Genomic DNA, 23,485 nt, shown 5'->3' on the forward strand with positions numbered 1-23,485 from the left:
AAGCTGCTATTTGCCCTGTTCCCGGTACACATCTCCTTTGCTGCTTCTTTGCGCCATCTAGTGCTCTTCTGTTTTCTATGCAATCTCCTTGTGCATGGCTATCATGCCTGCCTCATTGTGAGTCGAGATTGGCATGCTGAAGTTGTTAAAACTCCTGAAAGATGGTCGATTTCATTCGGGCGAAGCCTTGGGGGCGGCGTTAGGGGTGAGTCGGAGCGCGGTGTGGAAACAGTTGCAGCTCCTGGAGTCCGAGTTGAACCTGACGGTCTACAAAGTCCGGGGGCGGGGCTATCGGCTGTCGACACCTTTGTTGCTGCTGGATGCAGAAAGCATTGCTCAGGCGTCGGCCGGAATTAGCTGGCCGGTATTGATTCATGATGAAATCGACTCGACCAATGCCGAGGCATTGCGATTGATTGCTGCCGGGCAAGCCGCGCCCTTCCTGGTGCTGGCTGAGCGGCAGACCGCAGGTCGCGGGCGTCGTGGCCGCTCTTGGGTAAGCCCGTTCGCGGAAAACCTCTATTTCAGCCTGGTTTTGCGAATAGAGGGCGGTATGCGCCAGTTAGAAGGGCTCAGTCTGGTGGTGGGGCTCGCGGTCAGGCAAGCGTTGTTATCTATTGGTGTTGCGTCGGCTGGTTTGAAGTGGCCAAACGATGTACTGGTAGATGATCGTAAAATAGCCGGAATCCTTCTGGAGCTGGTGGGTGATCCTGCTGACGTCTGTCATGTCGTGCTTGGCATTGGGATCAACGTCAACATGCGCGAGGCGGAAGTCGATCAGGCCTGGACGTCAGTCAGCCTGGAGACGGGGCGGATGAGTGACCGAAACACCTTGGCTGCATTGCTTTGCGATAACCTCGAGCGCTATTTGGCCCGGCACCGCGAGAAGGGTTTTTCCAGTATGCGAGAGGAGTGGGAGGTGGCTCACCTGTGGCAGGGGCGGGCTGTGTCGCTGGTTGCTGGAGTGAACAGTATCGACGGGGTTGTAGTGGGTATTGATGGCCAGGGAGCTTTGCGCCTTCAGGTTGCTGGTGTGGAAAAGAGCTTTAGTGGTGGTGAACTCAGCTTGAGGTTGCGCGATGATTCTTGAGCTTGATTGTGGGAATAGCTTTATCAAGTGGCGCGTTATTCAGGGGAGTGGTGTGGTTCTCCTTGGTGGCGTGGTTGACTCGGACGAAGCCTTGCTCCTCGCTGTTCGCGAGGCAGGGCTGGCTCCAGAACATTGCCGCCTGGTGAGTGTGCGTAGTGAAGAGGAGACGTCGCTTCTGGTGTCGGCTCTAGTCGCGGCATTCGGGTTGACGGTCAAGAAGGCTGTTCCGGCGAAAAGCCTGGCTGGTGTTCGGAATGGTTATGTGGACTATGAGCGCCTGGGGCTCGACCGCTGGCTCGCACTGCTGGGTGGCTATCATCTCGCCAAGACTGCCAGTGTAGTCATTGATCTCGGGACGGCGGTCACCTCGGACTTTGTCACCGCCGCAGGTGAGCATCTCGGTGGATTCATTTGTCCGGGCATGCCTTTGATGCGAAATCAGCTACGCACGCATACTCGTAGAATTCGCTACGACGGTGCCTCGGCCGAGCAGGCGCTGGAATGTCTTGAGCCGGGCCGTTCTACAGTAGAGGCGGTCGAGCGTGGTTGCACCTTGATGCTGCAGGGATTTGTCCTGGCGCAGCTTCAGGAGGCGCATCGGCTTTGGGGGGATGACTTCGCGTTGTTCATAACGGGCGGTGATGCGGCACTGGTGCACCAGGTGGCACCGATGGCTCGGATCGTGCCCGATCTGGTCTTTGTTGGGCTTGCCATTGCTTGTCCGTTGGACTGAGGTGCGTATGCGTTGGCTGTTTCTTTTATTCCTGGTTCTGAACGTCTTCTATTACATCTGGCACCAGCAGGAAGCGCCGCTTAGGGCGAAAGAGGTCGAGTCGCTCTCTCTTTATAAGGGCAGTCAGCAGGATATTCGTCTCTTGAGCGAGGCTGAGCAGCTCAAGTCGGAAAAGCAGTGCATGTATCTCGGCGGTCTGGAGACGCCAGAAGTGCTGGAGGTGCTGCGGCAGCGGTTGACTGCCCTGGATATCTCATCCCGCAAAGTGGTGGGGAGGATAATTGACAATCCGGGTTGGTGGCTTCAAATCAGGCCTGAGAGCCAGCGTTTGCTGGATGAAACCTTGGTTGCGACTCTTTCCCGCGATTTCAAAGACTTAAAGAGTAAAATAATGCAGTGCGAGGGTATTGCAACCGTCGAATAGTTTGCATAGAATGGCGCCCGCTTCACAGGGATAACCACTAAGTGGCGGACCTACGAAGTAGCTGTCAAATAGCTAACCTCAAGATTTTAAAGAGAAAAAGCTTGACAGTAGGTGGGCAAAAATAGAAAATGCCAACCAAGCTCAGGAGGGGTTCCCGAGCGGCCAAAGGGATCAGACTGTAAATCTGACGTCTACGACTTCGAAGGTTCGAATCCTTCCCCCTCCACCATTTTAGCGAGAGCCGCAAGCTCCGCGGGTATAGTTTAGTGGTAGAACCTCAGCCTTCCAAGCTGATGATGCGGGTTCGATTCCCGCTACCCGCTCCAAGTTTGCTGTTTTTGCAACATGTGTTTCGCTCTTGTAGCTCAGTTGGTAGAGCACACCCTTGGTAAGGGTGAGGTCAGCGGTTCAAATCCGCTCAAGAGCTCCATATAACAAGGCAGATATGAAAATATCTGCCTTTGTTTTAATGGTTGGTATCACAGCTAAATTCTTCTGTTAGAGGATGGTGTCGATGGCTAAGGAAAAGTTTGAGCGTAATAAGCCGCACGTTAACGTTGGCACCATTGGTCACGTTGACCATGGCAAGACTACGTTGACTGCAGCGCTTACTCGTGTCTGCTCCGAGGTTTTCGGTTCGGCCAAGGTCGAGTTCGACAAGATCGACAGCGCTCCGGAAGAGAAAGCTCGTGGTATCACCATTAACACTGCGCACGTGGAATATGATTCGGCAGTGCGTCACTACGCTCACGTTGACTGCCCAGGTCACGCTGACTATGTGAAGAACATGATCACCGGTGCTGCCCAGATGGACGGCGCGATCCTGGTTTGCTCGGCCGCCGATGGTCCGATGCCACAAACCCGTGAGCACATCCTGCTGTCCCGTCAGGTTGGCGTTCCGTACATCGTGGTCTTCCTGAACAAGGCTGACCTGGTAGACGACGCTGAGCTGCTGGAACTGGTCGAGATGGAAGTTCGCGACCTGCTGTCCACCTATGACTTCCCAGGCGACGACACTCCGATCATCATCGGTTCGGCTCGTATGGCGCTGGAAGGCAAAGACGACAACGAAATGGGCACCACCGCTGTCAAGAAGCTGGTTGAGACTCTGGATAGCTACATCCCAGAGCCTGAGCGTGCTATCGACAAGCCGTTCCTGATGCCAATCGAAGACGTATTCTCGATCTCGGGTCGTGGTACCGTTGTTACCGGTCGTATCGAGCGTGGCATCGTCCGCGTTCAGGATCCGCTGGAAATTGTTGGTCTGCGTGACACCACCACTACTACCTGTACTGGTGTTGAGATGTTCCGCAAGCTGCTGGACGAAGGTCGTGCTGGTGAGAACTGCGGCGTTCTGCTGCGTGGCACAAAGCGTGACGACGTTGAGCGCGGCCAGGTTCTGGTCAAGCCAGGTTCGGTCAAGCCGCACACCAAGTTCACCGCAGAAGTTTACGTTCTGAGCAAGGAAGAAGGCGGTCGTCATACTCCGTTCTTCAAAGGCTACCGTCCACAGTTCTACTTCCGTACTACTGACGTGACCGGTAACTGCGAGCTGCCAGAAGGCGTTGAAATGGTAATGCCAGGCGATAACATTCAGATGACTGTTACCCTGATCAAAACCATCGCGATGGAAGATGGTCTGCGCTTCGCTATCCGTGAAGGCGGTCGTACCGTCGGCGCCGGCGTCGTAGCTAAAGTAATCGAATAAGTAGTTGATTTAACTCTATCAGGCCGGTATATTGGTCGGCCTGATTAAGCTTTTAGGTCAGTAGCTCAATTGGCAGAGCGACGGTCTCCAAAACCGTAGGTTGGGGGTTCGATTCCCTCCTGACCTGCCAGATTCGCCTCGTGCATCTGGCTTTCTTTTCACAGGACCTTTCCGTATGACTTCCAAGTCTGAAGCCCAAGACTCTCGTTTTGATTTGCTCAAGTGGCTTGCTGTTGTTGCTTTGGTGGTCGTGGGCGTTGTGGGTAATCAGTATTACTCAGCCTCTCCAGTCCTGTATCGCGTAATCGTCCTGCTCGTTCTTGCTGCTGCTGCCGCCTTCGTTGCGCTGCAGACGGTGAAGGGTAAGTCGTTCTTTGCGCTGGCTAAGGAAGCTCGCACCGAGATTCGTAAAGTCGTATGGCCAACCCGCCAAGAGACTACGCAGACCACGCTTATTGTAGTGGCTGTTGTTCTGGTCATGGCGCTGCTGTTGTGGGGGCTCGACTCCCTGCTCGGCTGGTTGATTTCCTTGATTGTTGGCTAAGGGTGTCCTGTGGCTAAGCGTTGGTATGTTGTGCATGCTTACTCGGGCTACGAGAAGCATGTTATGCGCTCCTTGGTTGAGCGTGTGAAGCTGGCTGGTATGGAAGAAGGCTTCGGCGAGATTCTGGTTCCCACTGAAGAAGTGGTTGAAATGCGTAATGGCCAGAAGCGCAAAAGCGAGCGTAAATTCTTCCCAGGCTACGTGCTGGTTCAGATGGAAATGAACGAAGGGACTTGGCACTTGGTCAAGGATACCCCGCGCGTCATGGGCTTCATCGGTGGAACGGCAGATAAGCCGGCCCCGATTACAGATAAAGAAGCTGAGGCTATTCTGCGTCGCGTTGCTGACGGCAGCGACAAGCCGAAGCCGAAGACTCTGTTCGAACCGGGTGAAGTGGTTCGCGTTGTCGACGGTCCGTTTGCTGATTTCAACGGTACGGTCGAAGAGGTTAACTACGAGAAGAGCCGTCTGCAGGTTGCAGTGCTCATTTTCGGTCGCTCTACTCCGGTAGAGCTCGAGTTCAGCCAGGTCGAAAAGGTCTAGTTGAGCGACGCATCCCACACCCCGCAGCCAGCGAGCTGCGGGGTTTTTTCGTCACTGGGATAAAACGCAAGTAAACCGGGGAGCCATTTGGCGCTTGTACCCGATATTGGAGTAGCTCATGGCTAAGAAAATTACGGCTTACATCAAGCTGCAGGTTAAGGCCGGCCAGGCCAACCCAAGTCCACCCGTTGGTCCAGCTCTGGGTCAGCACGGCGTGAACATCATGGAGTTCTGCAAGGCTTTCAACGCCCGTACTCAGGGCCAGGAAGCAGGTCTGCCGACCCCTGTAATCATTACCGTTTACAGCGACCGCAGCTTCACTTTCGAAACCAAAAGCACCCCTGCTTCGGTTCTGCTGAAAAAGGCCGCTGGCCTGTCCAGCGGTTCTGCGCGCCCTAACACCGTCAAGGTGGGTACTGTGACCCGTGCTCAGCTGGAAGAGATCGCCAAGGCCAAGTCTGCCGATCTGACCGCTGCTGACCTGGATGCAGCCGTGCGTACCATCGCCGGTTCTGCTCGCAGCATGGGCCTCAACGTGGAGGGTGTGTAATGGCTAAGCTGACCAAGCGTCAAAAGGCGATCGCTTCTAAAGTAGAAGCGGGCAAAGCCTACAACTTCGAAGACGCAGCAAAGCTGCTGGCTGAACTCTCTACTGTAAAGTTCAGCGAGTCCGTCGACGTTGCTGTCAACCTCGGTGTTGACCCGCGTAAATCCGACCAGGTCGTTCGTAGCGCTACCGTGCTGCCTCACGGCACTGGCAAGACTGTCCGCGTAGCTGTCTTCACCCAGGGTCCTGCTGCTGAAGCCGCTTTGGCTGCAGGCGCTGACCGTGTAGGTATGGACGATCTGGCTGCCGAAATGAAAGCCGGCGACCTGAACTATGACGTCGTTATTGCTTCCCCGGACGCAATGCGTGTTGTAGGTCAACTGGGTCAGGTTCTGGGTCCTCGCGGCCTGATGCCTAACCCGAAAGTTGGTACCGTGACTCCAGACGTCGCTGGCGCTGTCAAAAACGCCAAGGCTGGTCAGGTTCGTTATCGCACCGACAAAAACGGCATCATCCACACCTCCGTTGGCAAAGTCGGCTTTGAAGCTGACAAGCTGAAGGAAAACGTTGAAGCACTGATCGCTGATCTGAAGCGTATCAAGCCAGCTTCCTCGAAAGGTATCTACGTCAAGCGCGTTACCCTGAGCACCACTATGGGCCCAGGTCTGGTCATCGATCAGAGCTCGCTGGACGCGTAATGAAACGACGGGGTGAGTAATCACCCCATCGTTGAAAAAATTGGGGTCCCTGCCTGGCGGGGGCTATCCAAGACCGTAGGCGGCGCAAGCCTTAAACCAAAAGCCTACGCAGATGGTGCTCCCGGTTCCTTACCGAATCAGACACCAAAACGACATCCGGCTTCGGCCAGATGAAACGGTAACAAGCAGGAGTTAAACCCGTGGCAATTAGACTCGAAGACAAGAAGGCCATCGTCGCTGAAGTCAACGAGGCTGCCAAAGTCGCTCTGTCTGCTGTCGTGGCTGATGCCCGTGGCGTGACTGTAGGCGCAATGACCGGACTCCGTAAAGAGGCTCGTGAAGCTGGCGTTTACGTACGTGTAGTGCGTAACACCCTGCTCAAGCGTGCTGTTGCTGACACTGAATACAGTGTCCTCAACGACGTCTTCACCGGCCCGACCCTGATTGCTTTCTCCAACGAACACCCGGGCGCTGCTGCTCGTCTGTTCAAAGAGTTCGCCAAGGGTCAGGACAAGTTCGAGATCAAGGCAGCTGCGTTCGAGGGCAAGTACCTCGCAGCAAACGAGATCGACGTGTTGGCATCGCTGCCGACCCGTGACGAAGCCATTGCAAGGCTGATGAGCGTGATTCAAGGCGCTACCAGCAAGCTGGCTCGTACTCTGGCGGCCATTCGCGACCAGAAAGAAGCTTCTGCTGCCTAAGGCACCGAAAGCGCTTTCAAAATCATACGTTTAATTTGATGGCTGCGTAGGCTGTCACCCCAATACAGGATTCAAGTCATGTCTCTGACTAACGAACAAATCATCGAAGCAATCGGCCAGAAAACCGTTCTGGAAGTTGTTGAGCTGATCAAAGCAATGGAAGAAACCTTCGGCGTTACCGCTGCTGTTGCCGCTGCTGGCCCAGCTGCTGCTGCTGCCGTTGTTGAAGAGCAAACCGAGTTCAACGTTGTTCTGGTTGAAGCCGGCGAGAAGAAAGTCAACGTGATCAAGGCCGTTCGTGAACTGACCGGTCTGGGCCTGAAAGAAGCCAAAGAGAAAGTTGACACCGCTCCTCAAGTCGTAGCTGAAGGCGTTTCGAAAGAAGCTGCTGAAGACGCCAAGAAGAAGCTGGAAGAAGCAGGCGCTAAAGTCGAAGTTAAGTAATTTCGACTTTGCGACTCCAGCCCAAGCGTTAAGCAAACGGCTGATGGCTGGTGGCTCTTGCCACCGGCCTTTTTCCGTTATTGGCTGCCGGTCAGGCCGGCGCCGATAACGAGATGCAACCACCGACGATGGTGGCGCAAACCAAGGGGTTTGCACGATTTTCTGGCTACTCCCGCCGGGGGGGGCCAAACAAGCAGGTGACCAAGCTGGGGAACGCTGATGGCTTACTCATACACTGAGAAAAAACGTATCCGCAAGGACTTTAGCAAGTTGCCGGACGTCATGGATGTGCCTTACCTCCTGGCCATCCAGCTGGATTCGTATCGTGAATTCTTGCAAGCGGGAGCGACCAAAGATCAGTTCCGCGACGTGGGCCTGCATGCGGCCTTCAAATCGGTTTTCCCGATCATCAGCTACTCCGGCAATGCTGCCCTGGAGTACGTTGGCTATCGTCTGGGCGAACCGGCCTTTGATGTCAAAGAATGCGTACTGCGTGGCGTAACCTATGCCGTTCCGCTGCGGGTAAAGGTCCGTCTGATCATTTTCGACAAAGAATCGTCGAACAAAGCGATCAAGGACATCAAAGAGCAAGAAGTCTACATGGGTGAAATTCCCCTGATGACTGAGAACGGTACCTTCGTTATCAACGGTACCGAGCGTGTAATCGTTTCCCAGTTGCACCGCTCGCCAGGTGTGTTCTTCGACCACGACCGTGGCAAGACTCACAGCTCCGGCAAACTGCTGTACTCCGCTCGTATCATTCCTTACCGCGGTTCGTGGTTGGACTTCGAGTTCGACCCGAAAGACTGCGTGTTCGTCCGTATCGACCGTCGCCGCAAGCTGCCGGCTTCGGTGCTGCTGCGTGCGCTGGGCTATAGCACTGAAGAAGTGCTGGACGCCTTCTACACCACCAACGTATTCCATGTGTCCGGCGAGAAGCTGAGCCTGGAGCTGGTGCCTCAGCGCCTGCGTGGTGAAATCGCGGTGATGGACATCCAGGACGAGAACGGCAAGATCATTGTCGAGCAAGGTCGTCGGATCACTGCCCGCCACATCAACCAGTTGGAAAAATCTGGCGTCAAGCAACTGGAAGTGCCGATGGAGTACTTGCTGGGCCGCACCACCGCTAAGGCGATCGTGCACCCGGCTACCGGCGAAATCCTTGCCGAGTGCAACGTCGAGCTGACCACTGAGCTGCTGATCAAGATCGCCAAGGCTCAAGTTGTCCTCATCCAGACGCTGTACACCAACGATATCGACTGCGGTCCGTTCGTCTCGGATACCCTGAAGATCGACTCCACCAGCAACCAACTGGAAGCGCTGGTCGAGATCTATCGCATGATGCGTCCTGGCGAGCCGCCAACCAAGGACGCCGCAGAAACCCTGTTCAACAACCTGTTCTTCAGTGCCGAGCGCTACGACCTGTCTGCCGTAGGCCGCATGAAGTTCAACCGTCGTATCGGTCGAACCGAGATCGAAGGTTCGGGCGTGCTGAGCAAGGAAGATATCGTCGAGGTTCTGAAGACCCTCGTCGACATCCGTAACGGCAAAGGCATCGTCGACGACATCGACCACCTGGGTAACCGTCGTGTTCGCTGTGTAGGCGAGATGGCCGAGAACCAGTTCCGCGTTGGCCTGGTGCGTGTTGAGCGCGCGGTCAAAGAGCGTCTGTCGATGGCCGAAAGTGAAGGCCTGATGCCTCAGGACCTGATCAACGCCAAGCCAGTTGCAGCCGCGGTCAAAGAGTTCTTCGGCTCCAGCCAGCTCTCGCAGTTCATGGACCAGAACAACCCGCTTTCCGAGATTACCCACAAGCGTCGTGTCTCCGCACTCGGCCCTGGTGGTTTGACTCGTGAGCGCGCAGGCTTCGAAGTCCGTGACGTACACCCGACTCACTACGGTCGAGTTTGCCCGATCGAGACCCCTGAAGGTCCGAACATCGGTCTGATCAACTCCCTGGCGGCCTATGCTCGCACCAACCAGTACGGCTTCCTGGAAAGCCCGTACCGTGTGGTTAAAGAGGGCGTGGTTACCGACGAGATCGTGTTCCTGTCGGCGATCGAAGAAGCTGATCACGTCATCGCACAGGCTTCGGCCGCGATGAACGAGAAGAAGCAACTGATCGATGAGCTGGTAGCTGTTCGTCACCTGAACGAATTCACCGTCAAGGCACCTGAAGATGTGACCCTGATGGACGTTTCGCCGAAGCAGGTAGTTTCGGTTGCTGCGTCGCTGATTCCGTTCCTCGAGCACGACGACGCCAACCGTGCGTTGATGGGTTCGAACATGCAGCGTCAGGCTGTACCAACCCTGCGTGCCGACAAGCCGCTGGTAGGTACCGGCATGGAGCGTAACGTTGCTCGCGACTCCGGCGTTTGCGTCGTGGCCCGTCGTGGCGGCGTGATCGACTCCGTTGATGCCAGCCGTATCGTTGTTCGTGTTGCAGATGACGAAGTTGAAACCGGCGAAGCTGGTGTCGACATCTACAACCTGACCAAGTACACCCGCTCGAACCAGAACACCTGCATCAACCAGCGTCCGCTGGTCAGCAAAGGTGATGTGGTCAAGCGCAGCGACATCATGGCCGACGGCCCGTCCACCGACATGGGTGAACTGGCACTGGGTCAGAACATGCGTATCGCGTTCATGGCGTGGAACGGCTTCAACTTCGAAGACTCCATCTGCCTGTCCGAGCGTGTTGTTCAGGAAGACCGCTTCACCACGATCCACATCCAGGAACTGACCTGTGTGGCGCGTGACACCAAGCTTGGTCCAGAGGAAATCACCGCGGACATCCCGAACGTCGGTGAAGCTGCGCTGAACAAGCTGGACGAAGCCGGTATCGTCTACGTTGGTGCCGAGGTCGGCGCTGGTGACATCCTGGTCGGTAAAGTCACGCCAAAAGGCGAGACTCAACTGACTCCGGAAGAGAAGCTGCTGCGCGCAATCTTCGGTGAGAAGGCTAGCGACGTTAAAGACACTTCCCTGCGCGTGCCGACCGGCACCAAGGGTACCGTCATTGACGTACAGGTCTTCACCCGTGATGGCGTCGAGCGCGACAGTCGTGCGCTGTCCATCGAGAAGATGCAGCTGGACGAGATCCGCAAGGACCTGAACGAAGAGTTCCGTATCGTTGAAGGTGCGACCTTCGAGCGTCTGCGTTCCGCGCTGAATGGTCAGGTAGTCGATGGTGGTGCGGGCCTGAAGAAAGGCACCGTGGTCACCAACGAAGTCCTGGACGGTCTGGAGCACGGCCAGTGGTTCAAACTGCGCATGGCTGAAGATGCGCTGAACGAACAGCTGGAAAAAGCTCAGGCCTACATCGTTGATCGCCGCCGTCTGCTGGACGACAAGTTCGAAGACAAGAAGCGCAAACTGCAGCAAGGCGATGACCTGGCTCCGGGCGTGCTGAAGATCGTCAAGGTCTACCTGGCAATCCGTCGTCGCATTCAGCCGGGCGACAAGATGGCCGGTCGTCACGGTAACAAAGGTGTGGTCTCCGTGATCATGCCGGTCGAAGACATGCCGCACGACGCCGACGGTACTCCGGTCGACGTGGTTCTCAACCCGCTGGGCGTACCTTCGCGTATGAACGTTGGTCAGATCCTCGAAACCCACCTGGGCCTCGCAGCCAAAGGTCTGGGCGAGAAGATCAACCGCATGCTCGAAGAGCAGCGTAAGGTCGCAGAACTGCGTGGCTTCCTGACTGAGATCTACAACGAGATCGGCGGTCGCCAGGAAAACCTGGAAGAGTTCACCGACCAGGAGATCCTCGAGCTTGCTGGCAACCTGAAGAAGGGCGTGCCTATGGCCACCCCGGTCTTCGACGGTGCCAAAGAGAGCGAGATCAAGGCCATGCTCAAGCTGGCTGACATGCCAGAGAGCGGCCAGATGGTGCTGTTCGACGGTCGTACCGGCAACAAGTTCGAGCGTCCAGTGACCGTTGGTTACATGTACATGCTCAAGCTGAACCACTTGGTGGACGACAAGATGCACGCGCGTTCCACTGGTTCTTACAGCCTGGTTACCCAGCAGCCGCTGGGTGGTAAGGCGCAGTTCGGTGGTCAGCGTTTCGGGGAGATGGAAGTGTGGGCGCTGGAAGCATACGGCGCGGCATACACCCTGCAAGAAATGCTCACAGTGAAGTCGGACGACGTGAACGGCCGGACCAAGATGTACAAAAACATCGTGGACGGCGATCACCGTATGGAGCCGGGCATGCCCGAGTCCTTCAACGTGTTGATCAAAGAGATCCGTTCGCTCGGTATCGATATCGATCTGGAAACCGAATAACACGTGACGCGAATCGGGGGCGTGGCTGAAAAGCCCGCTCCCTGCTCCGCCAGGAGGAAAGGCCTTGAAAGACCTACTGAATTTGCTGAAAAACCAGGGTCAAGTCGAAGAGTTCGACGCCATCCGTATCGGACTGGCCTCGCCTGAGATGATCCGTTCGTGGTCGTTCGGTGAAGTAAAAAAGCCGGAAACCATCAACTACCGTACGTTCAAGCCTGAGCGTGACGGCCTGTTCTGCGCCAAGATCTTTGGCCCAGTCAAAGACTACGAGTGCCTGTGCGGCAAGTACAAGCGCCTGAAGCACCGTGGTGTGATCTGTGAGAAGTGCGGCGTTGAAGTCGCGCTGGCCAAGGTTCGTCGTGAGCGCATGGCTCACATCGAGTTGGCTTCTCCGGTTGCCCACATCTGGTTCCTGAAGTCCCTGCCGTCCCGTATCGGCCTGCTGATGGACATGACCCTGCGTGATATCGAACGCGTTCTCTATTTCGAGAGCTATGTCGTTATCGACCCGGGCATGACCACCCTGGAAAAAGGCCAACTGCTGAACGACGAGCAGTACTTCGAAGCGCTGGAAGAGTTCGGTGACGATTTCGATGCCCGTATGGGTGCCGAAGCTGTCCGCGAGCTGCTGCACGCTATCGACCTGGAGCACGAGATTGGCCGCCTGCGCGAAGAAATTCCGCAGACCAACTCGGAAACCAAGATCAAGAAGCTGTCCAAGCGTCTGAAACTGATGGAAGCCTTCCAAGGCTCGGGCAACCTGCCTGAGTGGATGGTCCTGACCGTTCTGCCGGTTCTGCCGCCAGATCTGCGTCCTCTGGTTCCGCTGGATGGCGGTCGCTTCGCGACTTCCGATCTGAACGACCTGTATCGCCGCGTAATCAACCGTAACAACCGTCTGAAGCGCCTGCTCGATCTGTCCGCTCCGGACATCATCGTGCGCAACGAAAAGCGCATGCTGCAGGAAGCGGTCGACGCCCTGCTGGACAACGGTCGTCGTGGTCGCGCAATCACCGGTTCGAACAAGCGTCCTCTGAAATCCCTGGCTGACATGATCAAGGGTAAACAGGGTCGTTTCCGTCAGAACTTGCTCGGTAAGCGCGTTGACTACTCTGGTCGTTCGGTAATTACCGTAGGCCCGACCCTGCGTCTGCATCAGTGCGGTCTGCCGAAGAAAATGGCCCTGGAGCTGTTCAAACCGTTCATCTTCGGCAAGCTGGAAATGCGTGGTCTGGCGACCACCATCAAGGCTGCCAAGAAGATGGTCGAGCGCGAGCTGCCTGAGGTCTGGGACGTTCTCGCTGAAGTGATTCGCGAACACCCCGTACTGCTCAACCGTGCACCGACCCTTCACCGTCTGGGTATCCAGGCCTTTGAACCGGTTCTGATCGAAGGTAAGGCTATCCAGCTGCACCCTCTGGTCTGCGCCGCGTACAACGCCGACTTCGACGGTGACCAAATGGCCGTGCACGTGCCGCTGACGCTGGAAGCCCAGTTGGAAGCGCGCGCGCTGATGATGTCGACCAACAACATCCTGTCGCCAGCCAACGGTGAGCCAATCATCGTTCCTTCGCAGGACGTTGTACTGGGTCTGTACTACATGACCCGTGAAGCCATCAACGCCAAGGGCGAAGGTCGCGTGTTCGCTGACCTGCAGGAAGTCGACCGCGTATTCCGCGCCGGCGAAGCTGCCCTGCACGCGAAGATCAAGGTTCGTATCAACGAAACCGTGAACGACCGTGATGGTGGCAGCGTCAAGAACACCCGTATCGTCGACACCACTGTCGGCCGTGCGCTGCTGTTCCAGGTTGTGCCGCCAGGTCTGTCGTACGACGTGGTCAACCAGCCTATGAAGAAAAAGGCGATCTCCAAGCTGATCAACCAGTGCTACCGCGTGGTTGGTCTGAAAGAGACCGTGATCTTCGCTGACCAGCTGATGTACACCGGTTTTGCCTACTCGACCATTTCCGGCGTCTCCATCGGTGTTAACGACTTCGTTATCCCGGATGAGAAGGCCCGCATCATCGGTACCGCAACTGATGAAGTGAAGGAAATCGAGAGCCAGTACGCCTCCGGCCTGGTTACCCAGGGCGAGAAGTACAACAAGGTCATCGACTTGTGGTCGAAGGCGAACGATGAAGTTTCCAAGGCGATGATGGCCAACCTCTCGAAAGAGAAAGTCATCGACCGCGAAGGTAACGAAGTCGAGCAGGAATCGTTCAACTCGATGTACATGATGGCTGACTCCGGTGCCCGGGGTTCGGCTGCTCAGATCCGTCAGTTGGCGGGTATGCGTGGTCTGATGGCCAAGCCGGACGGCTCGATCATCGAGACGCCGATCACCGCGAACTTCCGTGAAGGTCTGAGCGTACTCCAGTACTTCATCTCGACTCACGGTGCTCGTAAAGGTCTGGCGGATACCGCGTTGAAAACCGCGAACTCCGGTTACCTGACCCGTCGTCTGGTAGACGTTGCCCAGGATCTGGTCGTGACCGAGATCGACTGCGGCACCGAGCAGGGCCTGCTGATGACGCCGCACATTGAAGGCGGCGACGTGGTCGAGCCACTGGGTGAGCGCGTACTGGGCCGTGTTATTGCCCGCGACGTGTTCAAGCCCGGCACCGACGACGTCATCGTTCCGGCCGGTACCCTGGTCGACGAGAAGTGGGTTGAGTTCATCGAACTGAACAGCATCGACGAAGTAATCGTCCGCTCGCCAATCAGTTGCGAAACCCGTTACGGCATCTGCGCCAAGTGCTACGGCCGTGATCTGGCCCGTGGTCACCAGGTGAATATCGGTGAAGCTGTCGGCGTTATCGCTGCACAGTCGATCGGTGAGCCGGGTACCCAGCTGACCATGCGTACGTTCCACATCGGTGGTGCTGCAAGCCGGACCTCGGCTGCCGACAGCGTCCAAGTGAAGAACGGCGGTATGGTCCGTCTGCATAACCTGAAGCAGGTTGAGCGTGCTGATGGCAACCTGGTCGCGGTGTCGCGTTCCGGTGAGCTGGCCATTGCCGACGAATTCGGTCGTGAGCGTGAGCGTTACAAGCTGCCTTACGGTGCGGTGATTTCGGTCAAGGAAGGCGACAAGGTCGACGCTGGCGCAATCGTCGCCAAGTGGGACCCGCACACCCACCCGATCGTTACCGAAATGAAAGGTACCGTGACCTTCGTGGGCATGGAAGAAGGCATCACGATCAAGCGTCAGACAGACGAACTGACCGGCCTGACCAACATTGAGGTTCTGGACGTCAAAGACCGTCCGGCTGCAGGTAAGGAAATCCGTCCTGCAATCAAGATGGTCGACGCCAATGGCAAGGATCTGCTGCTGCCAGGTACCGACGTACCGGCACAGTACTTCCTGCCGGCGAACGCCCTGGTCGGTGTGGCGGACGGTTCTCAGATCGGTGTTGGTGACGTTATCGCGCGTATCCCGCAAGAAACGTCGAAGACCCGTGACATCACCGGTGGTCTGCCGCGTGTTGCCGACCTGTTCGAAGCGCGTCGTCCAAAAGAAGCTTCGATTCTTGCGGAAGTCAGCGGCACCATCGCATTCGGCAAGGAGACCAAAGGCAAGCGCCGTCTGGTCATCACTCCGAACGACGGTACCGATCCGTACGAAGAGCTGATTCCGAAGTGGCGTCACCTGAACGTCTTCGAAGGCGAACAAGTGAACCGCGGCGAAGTTATCTCCGACGGTCCGAGCGATCCGCATGACATCCTGCGTCTGCTGGGTGTGAGCGCGCTGGCCAAGTACATCGTCAACGAGATTCAGGACGTTTATCGTCTGCAAGGCGTGAAGATCAACGACAAGCACATCGAGACCATTCTGCGTCAGATGCTGCGTAAAGTTGAGATCAGCGAGTCTGGTGACTCCACCTTCATCAAAGGTGACCAGATGGAACTGACTCACGTGCTGGTCGAAAACGAGCGCCTGGCTGCCGACGACAAGTTCGTGTCCAAGTTCTCGCGCGTGCTGCTGGGTATCACCAAGGCCTCGCTGTCCACCGAATCGTTCATCTCGGCGGCCTCCTTCCAGGAGACCACCCGGGTTCTGACCGAGGCGGCGGTAACCGGTAAGCGCGATTACCTGCGCGGCCTGAAAGAAAACGTGGTCGTGGGTCGTCTGATCCCGGCCGGTACTGGTCTGGCATACCACAGCGAGCGCAAGCGTCGCCGTGATGCCGACAAGCCGCTGCGCGTAAGTGCCAGTGAGGTGGAAGCCGCACTGACCGAAGCGCTGAATTCCAGCGGTAACTGACAGTAGGGCAGGGCCTCGGCGGATCTTCTTCAGTCATCGGTGACATGAATTGTCACCGATGACCGGAGTCGGTAAGCCGGGGCCTTGTCTTGACTGAGTACAAGATCCTCTTTAGACTCTTGTACCCCTAAATTTGGTAGGGCTCTGCCCTGCCAATTTATGCTTTCTTGCAAGACAATAGCGTCGCAAGACAACAGTGGAGCTAGTAGATGGCAACTATCAACCAGCTGGTACGTCAGCCGCGTAAGCGTACCGTCGAGAAATCCGACGTACCTGCGCTGCAGAACTGCCCGCAACGTCGTGGCGTGTGCACCCGTGTGTACACTACTACGCCGAAAAAACCTAACTCGGCACTGCGTAAAGTATGCCGTGTGCGTCTGACCAACGGTTTCGAGGTTTCCTCGTACATCGGCGGTGAAGGCCACAACCTGCAAGAGCACAGCGTCGTACTGATTCGCGGCGGCCGTGTAAAAGACTTGCCAGGTGTTCGTTACCACACCGTTCGCGGCTCTCTGGATACCTCGGGCGTTAAAGGCCGTAACCAGGGTCGTTCGAAGTACGGTACCAAGCGTCCGAAGTAATTGGTCGCTTGCAGTAGTTCATTCATTTTTTTGAGTCGATAAGAGTAAGGTCGGGCGCAAACCCTCGAGAGGGTGGATGTCCCGGGCTAACCTGAAGACCGTTTGAGGGCTTATCAATGCCAAGACGTCGTGTAGCAGCCAAGCGTGAGATTCTGGACGATCCGAAATACGGAAGCCAGATCCTCGCCAAGTTCATGAACCACGTGATGGAAAGCGGCAAAAAGGCCGTTGCCGAGCGTATCGTTTACGGTGCGCTGGACAAGGTCAAAGAGCGCAAGAACAGCGATCCCCTGGAAATCTTCGAGAAAGCTCTCGACGCCATCGCTCCGCTGGTCGAAGTGAAGTCGCGCCGTGTTGGCGGTGCTACTTACCAGGTTCCTGTTGAAGTTCGTCCATCCCGTCGTAACGCTCTGGCAATGCGCTGGTTGGTAGACTACGCCCGTAAGCGTGGCGAGAAGTCCATGGCTCTGCGCCTGGCCGGCGAATTGCTGGATGCTGCTGAAGGCAAAGGTGCTGCAGTCAAGAAGCGTGAAGACGTACACCGTATGGCCGAAGCCAACAAAGCGTTCTCGCACTACCGCTTCTAATTCTGGCATCACTATTTTCGCGAGGGCTTTATGGCTCGTACTACACCAATCAACCGCTACCGTAACATTGGTATTTGCGCGCACGTTGATGCGGGTAAAACTACCACTACCGAGCGGATCCTGTTCTACACAGGCCTGAGCCACAAAATGGGCGAGGTGCATGATGGCGCCGCGACCACCGACTGGATGGTGCAGGAACAGGAGCGGGGTATTACCATTACCTCCGCTGCTGTTACCACTTTCTGGCAGGGTTCCCGTGGTCAGTACGACAACTATCGCGTAAACGTCATCGATACCCCTGGCCACGTTGACTTCACTATTGAAGTTGAGCGTTCGCTGCGCGTACTTGACGGTGCGGTCGTTGTGTTCTGCGGTACCTCCGGCGTTGAGCCGCAGTCCGAAACCGTATGGCGTCAAGCCAACAAATACGGTGTTCCACGTGTTGTTTACGTGAACAAAATGGACCGTGCCGGTGCCGACTTCCTGCGCGTCGTAGGTCAGATCAAGAACCGTCTGGGTCACACCCCGGTTCCTGTTCAGTTGGCCATCGGTTCGGAAGAGAACTTCCAGGGTCAGGTCGATCTGATCAAGATGAAGGCTATCTACTGGAACGACGACGACAAAGGCACCACCTATCGCGAGGAAGAAATTCCTGCCGATATGCTGGACCTGGCTGAAGAATGGCGTGCCAACATGGTTGAGGCTGCTGCCGAAGCCAACGAAGAGCTGATGAACAAGTACCTTGAAGAAGGTGAGCTGACCGTCGACGAGATCAAGGCAGGCCTGCGTGCGCGCACCCTGGCTAGCGAGATCGTTCCGGCTGTTTGTGGTTCTTCCTTCAAGAACAAGGGCGTTCCTCTGGTTCTCGATGCTGTTATCGACTTCCTGCCTGCTCCGACCGAGATTCCTGCGATCAAGGGTATCCACCCAGACCTGATCGAGAAGCCAAAGGAAGAGCTGGTCGAGGCTGACTACGACGAGCGTCATGCAGATGACAGCCAGCCGTTCTCGGCTCTGGCGTTCAAGATTGCTACTGACCCGTTCGTGGGTACCCTGACCTTCGTGCGCGTTTACTCGGGCATGCTGCAGTCTGGCGATTCCGTGATCAACTCGGTCAAGGGCAAGAAAGAGCGCGTTGGTCGTATGGTGCAGATGCACGCCAACCAGCGTGAAGAAATCAAGGAAGTTCTGGCGGGCGACATCGCTGCCCTGATCGGCATGAAGGACGTCACCACTGGTGACACTCTGTGCAACGCCGACAAGCCAATCATTCTTGAGCGTATGGACTTCCCGGAGCCTGTGATCTCGGTAGCTGTTGAGCCGAAGACCAAGCAGGACCAGGAGAAGATGGGTATCGCACTGGGCAAGCTGGCTCAGGAAGACCCGTCGTTCCGCGTCAAGACCGATGAAGAAACCGGCCAAACCATCATCTCCGGTATGGGCGAGCTTCACCTGGACATCCTTGTTGACCGCATGAAGCGCGAATTCAACGTTGAGGCCAACATTGGTAAGCCGCAGGTTTCGTACCGCGAGCAGATCAGCAAGGACAACGTCGAGATCGAAGGCAAGTTCGTTCGTCAGTCCGGTGGTCGCGGTCAGTTCGGTCACTGCTGGATTCGCTTCTCGCAGCCATCAGTAGACGCTCAGGGCAACATTACCGAAGGTCTGGAATTCACCAACGAAGTTGTAGGTGGTGTGGTTCCTAAGGAATACATCCCGGCGATCCAGAAGGGTATCGAAGAGCAGATGAAGAACGGCATTGTTGCCGGCTATCCGCTGATCGGCCTGAAGGCAGCCGTGTTCGATGGTTCCTACCACGACGTCGACTCCAACGAGATGGCGTTCAAGGTGGCTGCCTCCATGGCGACCAAGCAACTGGCTACCAAAGGTGGCGGTAAGGTGCTTGAGCCGATCATGAAGGTAGAAGTAGTAACCCCAGAGGACTACATGGGTGACGTGATGGGTGACCTGAACCGTCGTCGTGGTCTGATCCAAGGTATGGAAGACTCGGTCTCCGGCAAGGTGATCCGTGCTGAGGTGCCGCTGGGTGAAATGTTCGGTTATGCGACCGACGTTCGTTCCATGTCTCAGGGTCGCGCGAGCTACTCCATGGAATTCTCCAAATACTCCGAAGCTCCGGCGAACATCGTCGAAGCGCTCGTTAAAAAACAAGGCTAATCCAGCCCTTTAGGCAAGAGGTTCACTGTCGTGGCTAAAGAAAAATTTGATCGTTCCCTTCCCCACGTTAACGTCGGCACTATCGGCCACGTTGACCACGGTAAGACCACTCTGACTGCAGCTCTGACTCGCGTCTGCTCCGAAGTTTTCGGTTCGGCAGTCGTTGAGTTCGACAAGATCGACTCGGCTCCAGAAGAGAAAGCGCGCGGTATCACCATCAACACCGCTCACGTTGAGTACAACTCGAAAATTCGTCACTACGCTCACGTTGACTGCCCAGGTCACGCTGACTATGTGAAGAACATGATCACCGGTGCTGCCCAGATGGACGGCGCGATCCTGGTTTGCTCGGCCGCCGATGGTCCGATGCCACAAACCCGTGAGCACATCCTGCTGTCCCGTCAGGTTGGCGTTCCGTACATCGTGGTCTTCCTGAACAAGGCTGACCTGGTAGACGACGCTGAGCTGCTGGAACTGGTCGAGATGGAAGTTCGCGACCTGCTGTCCACCTATGACTTCCCAGGCGACGACACTCCGATCATCATCGGTTCGGCTCGTATGGCGCTGGAAGGCAAAGACGACAACGAAATGGGCACCACCGCTGTCAAGAAGCTGGTTGAGACTCTGGATAGCTACATCCCAGAGCCTGAGCGTGCTATCGACAAGCCGTTCCTGATGCCAATCGAAGACGTATTCTCGATCTCGGGTCGTGGTACCGTTGTTACCGGTCGTATCGAGCGTGGCATCGTCCGCGTTCAGGATCCGCTGGAAATTGTTGGTCTGCGTGACACCACCACTACTACCTGTACTGGTGTTGAGATGTTCCGCAAGCTGCTGGACGAAGGTCGTGCTGGTGAGAACTGCGGCGTTCTGCTGCGTGGCACAAAGCGTGACGACGTTGAGCGCGGCCAGGTTCTGGTCAAGCCAGGTTCGGTCAAGCCGCACACCAAGTTCACCGCAGAAGTTTACGTTCTGAGCAAGGAAGAAGGCGGTCGTCATACTCCGTTCTTCAAAGGCTACCGTCCACAGTTCTACTTCCGTACTACTGACGTGACCGGTAACTGCGAGCTGCCAGAAGGCGTTGAAATGGTAATGCCAGGCGATAACATTCAGATGACTGTTACCCTGATCAAAACCATCGCGATGGAAGATGGTCTGCGCTTCGCTATCCGTGAAGGCGGTCGTACCGTCGGCGCCGGCGTCGTAGCCAAAATCATCGAGTAATTTCGATCGATGAAAAAACCCCCGCTTAGCGGGGGTTTTTTTATTGGGTTGACACCTAATGGGGGCGTCTATAGAATCACGCCTCCTTTTAACGGGCGTAGTGCGCCCGGTGGGAATAGCAGCCTGGAGTCTGAAATCCAATGCAAAATCAGCAAATCCGTATCAGGTTGAAGGCTTTTGACCATCGCCTGATCGACCAATCCACCCAGGAAATCGTGGAAACCGCGAAACGTACTGGTGCTCAGGTACGTGGTCCAATTCCACTGCCTACCCGTAAAGAGCGGTTCACCGTTCTGGTCTCCCCGCACGTCAACAAAGACGCGCGCGACCAGTACGAGATCCGTACTCATAAGCGCGTTCTGGACATCGTCCAGCCAACGGATAAAACCGTTGATGCACTTATGAAGCTTGATCTTGCAGCAGGTGTGGAAGTGCAGATCAGCCTCGGCTAAGACTTGGGTCTTAGTCGTGTAACGCTCTGAAATGGGCGGCCATAGCGGGTGAAAGCCCCGTACACTCATGAGGTTTACAACATGACTATTGGTGTAGTCGGTCGTAAGTGCGGTATGACCCGCATTTTCACCGAAGAAGGTGTCTCCATTCCGGTCACGGTCATTGAGATCGAGCCGAATCGTGTCACCCAGTTCAAAACTGAAGAAACCGATGGCTATCGTGCAGTGCAAGTCACTGTCGGTGAGCGTCGTGCTTCGCGTGTGACTGCTGCTCAAGCAGGCCACTTCGCTAAAGCAAACGTTGCCGCTGGTCGTGGTGTCTGGGAATTCCGTCTTGAAGACGGCGAATACCAGGCTGGCGACTTGATCAACGCTGAACTCTTCGCTGCAGGCCAACTGGTAGATGTTACCGGTCAGTCCAAGGGTAAAGGCTTTGCCGGTACCATCAAGCGCTGGAACTTCCGCGGTCAAGACAACACCCACGGTAACTCCGTTTCCCACCGCGTCCCGGGCTCTATCGGCCAGTGCCAGACTCCTGGTCGTGTATTCAAGGGCAAAAAAATGTCCGGTCACATGGGCGCCGAGCGCGTGACCGTTCAGTCCCTGGAAGTAGTGCGCGTCGACGCTGAACGCAATCTGTTGCTGGTCAAGGGTGCCGTTCCGGGCGCCACTGGTGGCAATTTGGTTGTGCGTCCGGCTGCCAAGGCTCGCGGTTAAGGGGAAGCTGACATGCAACTAAATGTAAATGACGCTCAAGCGATCGAAGTTTCCGAACTGACTTTCGGTGGCGAATTCAACGAGACGCTGGTTCACCAAGCAGTCGTGGCCTACATGGCCGGCGGCCGTCAAGGCACCAAGCAGCAGAAAACCCGTTCCGACGTGTCTGGTGGCGGTAAGCGCCCTTGGCGTCAGAAGGGTACTGGTCGCGCTCGTGCCGGTACTATCCGTAGCCCAATCTGGCGTGGCGGCGGTACCACTTTCGCAGCTCGTCCTCAGGATCACTCGCAGAAGCTCAACAAGAAGATGTACCGCGCAGCAATGCGTTCCATCCTCGCTGAGCTGGTGCGTACCGACCGTCTGGTCGTGGTTCAAGACTTCGCTGTTGAAGCACCGAAAACCAAAGACCTGCTGAACAAGCTGAATGGCATGGGTCTGAGCGACGTACTGATCGTTTCTGATGCTGTTGATCAGAATCTGTACCTGGCTGCCCGTAACCTGCCGCACGTTGACGTGCGCGATGTACAGGCCTCCGATCCGGTCAGTCTGATCGCATACGACAAAGTGTTGATCACTGTGTCGGCCGTGAAGAAATTCGAGGAGCTGCTGGGATGAACCAGGAACGCGTATTTAAAGTTCTACTTGGCCCGCACGTTTCCGAGAAGGCCACGGTTCTGGCTGACAAGAAAGGCCAGTTCGTTTTCAAGGTTGCTACTGACGCAACCAAGCTGGAAATCAAGAAGGCCGTCGAAAGCCTGTTCAGCGTGAAAGTGGAAAGCGTAACTACCCTGAACGTTCTGGGTAAGTCCAAGCGCACCGCTCGCGGCCTGGGCAAGCGTAATGACTGGAAGAAGGCGATCATCTCCCTTCAACCAGGCCAAGATCTCGATTTCAGCAGCAGTGCTGAGTAAGGAAGGGGTGCATCATGGCAATCGTTAAATGCAAACCGACTTCCCCTGGCCGCCGTTTTGTGGTCAAGGTGGTCAACAAGGAGCTGCATAAAGGCGCTCCTCACGCACCGCTGCTCGAGAAAAAATCGAAGTCTGGTGGTCGTAACAACAATGGCCGTATTACCACTCGTCACGTTGGTGGTGGTCATAAGCAGCATTACCGTCTGGTCGACTTCCGTCGCAACGACAAGGACGGCATCGCCGCCACTGTCGAGCGTATCGAATACGATCCAAACCGTACTGCTCACATCGCTCTGCTGTGCTATGCGGACGGCGAACGTCGCTACATCATCGCCCCTAAAGGCGTGAGCGCTGGTGACCAGCTGATCGCAGGTGCTCTGGCTCCTATCAAGCCGGGCAACTCGCTGCAGCTGCGTAACATCCCAGTCGGTAGCACCATTCACGGCATCGAACTGAAGCCGGGTAAAGGTGCGCAAATCGCTCGTTCCGCTGGTGCTTCGGCTCAGCTCATCGCTCGCGAAGGTGTCTACGTGACCCTGCGTCTGCGCTCTGGCGAAATGCGTAAAGTACTGGCTGAGTGCCGTGCGACCCTGGGCGAAGTCTCGAACTCCGAGCACAGCCTGCGTTCGCTGGGTAAAGCTGGTGCCAAACGCTGGCGTGGCGTTCGCCCAACCGTTCGTGGTGTTGCCATGAACCCGGTTGACCACCCGCATGGTGGTGGTGAAGGTCGTACCTCCGGTGGTCGTCATCCGGTATCGCCATGGGGCTTCCCGACCAAGGGTGCGAAGACTCGTGGTAATAAGCGTACCGACAAAATGATCGTCCGTCGTCGCAAGTAAATAGAGG

The 23,485-nt window shown here is 56.3% G+C and carries 21 protein-coding genes and 4 tRNA genes; all 25 read left to right on the forward strand.

Features of this window, described 5'->3' with window-relative positions; all coding sequences use genetic code 11:
- The first annotated feature begins 133 nt into the window (after nucleotides 1-133).
- Entirely contained in the window at nucleotides 134-1,090 is a 957-nt protein-coding gene (gene birA, locus NTD88_RS23735) for a bifunctional biotin--[acetyl-CoA-carboxylase] ligase/biotin operon repressor BirA (protein ID WP_262127460.1), read from the forward strand.
- Nucleotides 1,080-1,823: a pantothenate kinase gene (locus NTD88_RS23740; RefSeq protein WP_262153969.1), complete on the forward strand. Its 744-nt coding sequence runs from the start codon at nucleotides 1,080-1,082 to the stop codon at nucleotides 1,821-1,823. The genes birA and NTD88_RS23740 overlap by 11 nt, the downstream gene beginning before the upstream one ends.
- Nucleotides 1,824-1,830: 7 nt before the next feature.
- The gene (locus tag NTD88_RS23745) at nucleotides 1,831-2,247 is read left to right on the forward strand and encodes a hypothetical protein (RefSeq protein ID WP_095160017.1); all 417 of its coding nucleotides are present in this window, start codon (nucleotides 1,831-1,833) and stop codon (nucleotides 2,245-2,247) included.
- A gap of 144 nt (nucleotides 2,248-2,391) precedes the next feature.
- Nucleotides 2,392-2,476, forward strand: a tRNA-Tyr gene (locus tag NTD88_RS23750).
- A gap of 23 nt (nucleotides 2,477-2,499) precedes the next feature.
- Nucleotides 2,500-2,573: transfer RNA gene (locus NTD88_RS23755), tRNA-Gly, on the forward strand.
- Nucleotides 2,574-2,601: 28 nt separating this feature from the next.
- Nucleotides 2,602-2,677 (forward strand) — tRNA-Thr (locus tag NTD88_RS23760).
- An 84-nt stretch (nucleotides 2,678-2,761) separates the two neighbouring features.
- Complete coding sequence (tuf, locus tag NTD88_RS23765; RefSeq protein ID WP_175653476.1) at nucleotides 2,762-3,955, forward strand: elongation factor Tu; 1,194 nt, start codon at nucleotides 2,762-2,764, stop codon at nucleotides 3,953-3,955.
- A 54-nt stretch (nucleotides 3,956-4,009) separates the two neighbouring features.
- Nucleotides 4,010-4,085: transfer RNA gene (locus NTD88_RS23770), tRNA-Trp, on the forward strand.
- Nucleotides 4,086-4,130: 45 nt separating this feature from the next.
- Complete coding sequence (gene secE, locus NTD88_RS23775) at nucleotides 4,131-4,499, forward strand: preprotein translocase subunit SecE (protein ID WP_175653477.1); 369 nt, start codon at nucleotides 4,131-4,133, stop codon at nucleotides 4,497-4,499.
- A 9-nt stretch (nucleotides 4,500-4,508) separates the two neighbouring features.
- On the forward strand, nucleotides 4,509-5,042 hold the full coding sequence (gene nusG / locus NTD88_RS23780; protein WP_095160014.1) for a transcription termination/antitermination protein NusG: 534 nt from the start codon (nucleotides 4,509-4,511) through the stop codon (nucleotides 5,040-5,042).
- A 118-nt stretch (nucleotides 5,043-5,160) separates the two neighbouring features.
- Nucleotides 5,161-5,592 (forward strand): 50S ribosomal protein L11, encoded by a 432-nt coding sequence (gene rplK / locus NTD88_RS23785; RefSeq protein WP_095160013.1) that lies wholly within the window; start codon nucleotides 5,161-5,163, stop codon nucleotides 5,590-5,592.
- Nucleotides 5,592-6,287 (forward strand): 50S ribosomal protein L1, encoded by a 696-nt coding sequence (gene rplA, locus NTD88_RS23790; protein ID WP_095160012.1) that lies wholly within the window; start codon nucleotides 5,592-5,594, stop codon nucleotides 6,285-6,287. The genes rplK and rplA overlap by 1 nt, the downstream gene beginning before the upstream one ends.
- 200 nt (nucleotides 6,288-6,487) lie before the next feature.
- Entirely contained in the window at nucleotides 6,488-6,988 is a 501-nt protein-coding gene (gene rplJ / locus NTD88_RS23795) for a 50S ribosomal protein L10 (protein ID WP_095160011.1), read from the forward strand.
- Nucleotides 6,989-7,066: 78 nt separating this feature from the next.
- Nucleotides 7,067-7,432, forward strand: a complete 366-nt coding sequence (gene rplL, locus NTD88_RS23800; protein WP_054916699.1) for a 50S ribosomal protein L7/L12 — start codon at nucleotides 7,067-7,069, stop codon at nucleotides 7,430-7,432.
- A gap of 219 nt (nucleotides 7,433-7,651) precedes the next feature.
- A complete protein-coding gene (gene rpoB / locus NTD88_RS23805; protein WP_095160010.1) occupies nucleotides 7,652-11,725 on the forward strand; it encodes a DNA-directed RNA polymerase subunit beta in 4,074 nt (1,357 codons plus the stop codon).
- Between the two features lie 64 nt (nucleotides 11,726-11,789).
- The gene (rpoC, locus tag NTD88_RS23810; RefSeq protein WP_095160009.1) at nucleotides 11,790-15,989 is read left to right on the forward strand and encodes a DNA-directed RNA polymerase subunit beta'; all 4,200 of its coding nucleotides are present in this window, start codon (nucleotides 11,790-11,792) and stop codon (nucleotides 15,987-15,989) included.
- Between the two features lie 209 nt (nucleotides 15,990-16,198).
- A complete protein-coding gene (gene rpsL, locus NTD88_RS23815) occupies nucleotides 16,199-16,570 on the forward strand; it encodes a 30S ribosomal protein S12 (RefSeq protein ID WP_003257088.1) in 372 nt (123 codons plus the stop codon).
- A gap of 116 nt (nucleotides 16,571-16,686) precedes the next feature.
- Nucleotides 16,687-17,157 carry a 30S ribosomal protein S7 gene (gene rpsG / locus NTD88_RS23820; RefSeq protein WP_008089143.1) on the forward strand — a complete coding sequence of 157 codons (471 nt, stop codon included), beginning with the start codon at nucleotides 16,687-16,689 and terminating at the stop codon, nucleotides 17,155-17,157.
- A gap of 30 nt (nucleotides 17,158-17,187) precedes the next feature.
- Nucleotides 17,188-19,335 (forward strand): elongation factor G, encoded by a 2,148-nt coding sequence (gene fusA / locus NTD88_RS23825; protein ID WP_095160008.1) that lies wholly within the window; start codon nucleotides 17,188-17,190, stop codon nucleotides 19,333-19,335.
- Between the two features lie 30 nt (nucleotides 19,336-19,365).
- Complete coding sequence (tuf, locus tag NTD88_RS23830; RefSeq protein ID WP_095160007.1) at nucleotides 19,366-20,559, forward strand: elongation factor Tu; 1,194 nt, start codon at nucleotides 19,366-19,368, stop codon at nucleotides 20,557-20,559.
- 140 nt (nucleotides 20,560-20,699) lie between these two features.
- Complete coding sequence (gene rpsJ, locus NTD88_RS23835; RefSeq protein WP_003186070.1) at nucleotides 20,700-21,011, forward strand: 30S ribosomal protein S10; 312 nt, start codon at nucleotides 20,700-20,702, stop codon at nucleotides 21,009-21,011.
- 81 nt (nucleotides 21,012-21,092) lie between these two features.
- Nucleotides 21,093-21,728 (forward strand): 50S ribosomal protein L3, encoded by a 636-nt coding sequence (gene rplC, locus NTD88_RS23840; RefSeq protein ID WP_095160006.1) that lies wholly within the window; start codon nucleotides 21,093-21,095, stop codon nucleotides 21,726-21,728.
- Between the two features lie 12 nt (nucleotides 21,729-21,740).
- Nucleotides 21,741-22,343, forward strand: coding sequence for a 50S ribosomal protein L4 (gene rplD / locus NTD88_RS23845; protein ID WP_095160005.1), 603 nt, complete (start codon nucleotides 21,741-21,743; stop codon nucleotides 22,341-22,343).
- Nucleotides 22,340-22,639, forward strand: a complete 300-nt coding sequence (rplW, locus tag NTD88_RS23850) for a 50S ribosomal protein L23 (RefSeq protein WP_095160004.1) — start codon at nucleotides 22,340-22,342, stop codon at nucleotides 22,637-22,639. The genes rplD and rplW overlap by 4 nt, the downstream gene beginning before the upstream one ends.
- Before the next feature lie 14 nt (nucleotides 22,640-22,653).
- Nucleotides 22,654-23,478, forward strand: a complete 825-nt coding sequence (gene rplB / locus NTD88_RS23855; protein WP_095160003.1) for a 50S ribosomal protein L2 — start codon at nucleotides 22,654-22,656, stop codon at nucleotides 23,476-23,478.
- The last annotated feature ends 7 nt before the right edge of the window (nucleotides 23,479-23,485 follow it).

The sequence above is a fragment of the Pseudomonas sp. 20P_3.2_Bac5 genome (assembly GCF_025466035.1).
In the GTDB taxonomy this organism is placed as follows: Bacteria; Pseudomonadota; Gammaproteobacteria; order Pseudomonadales; family Pseudomonadaceae; genus Aquipseudomonas.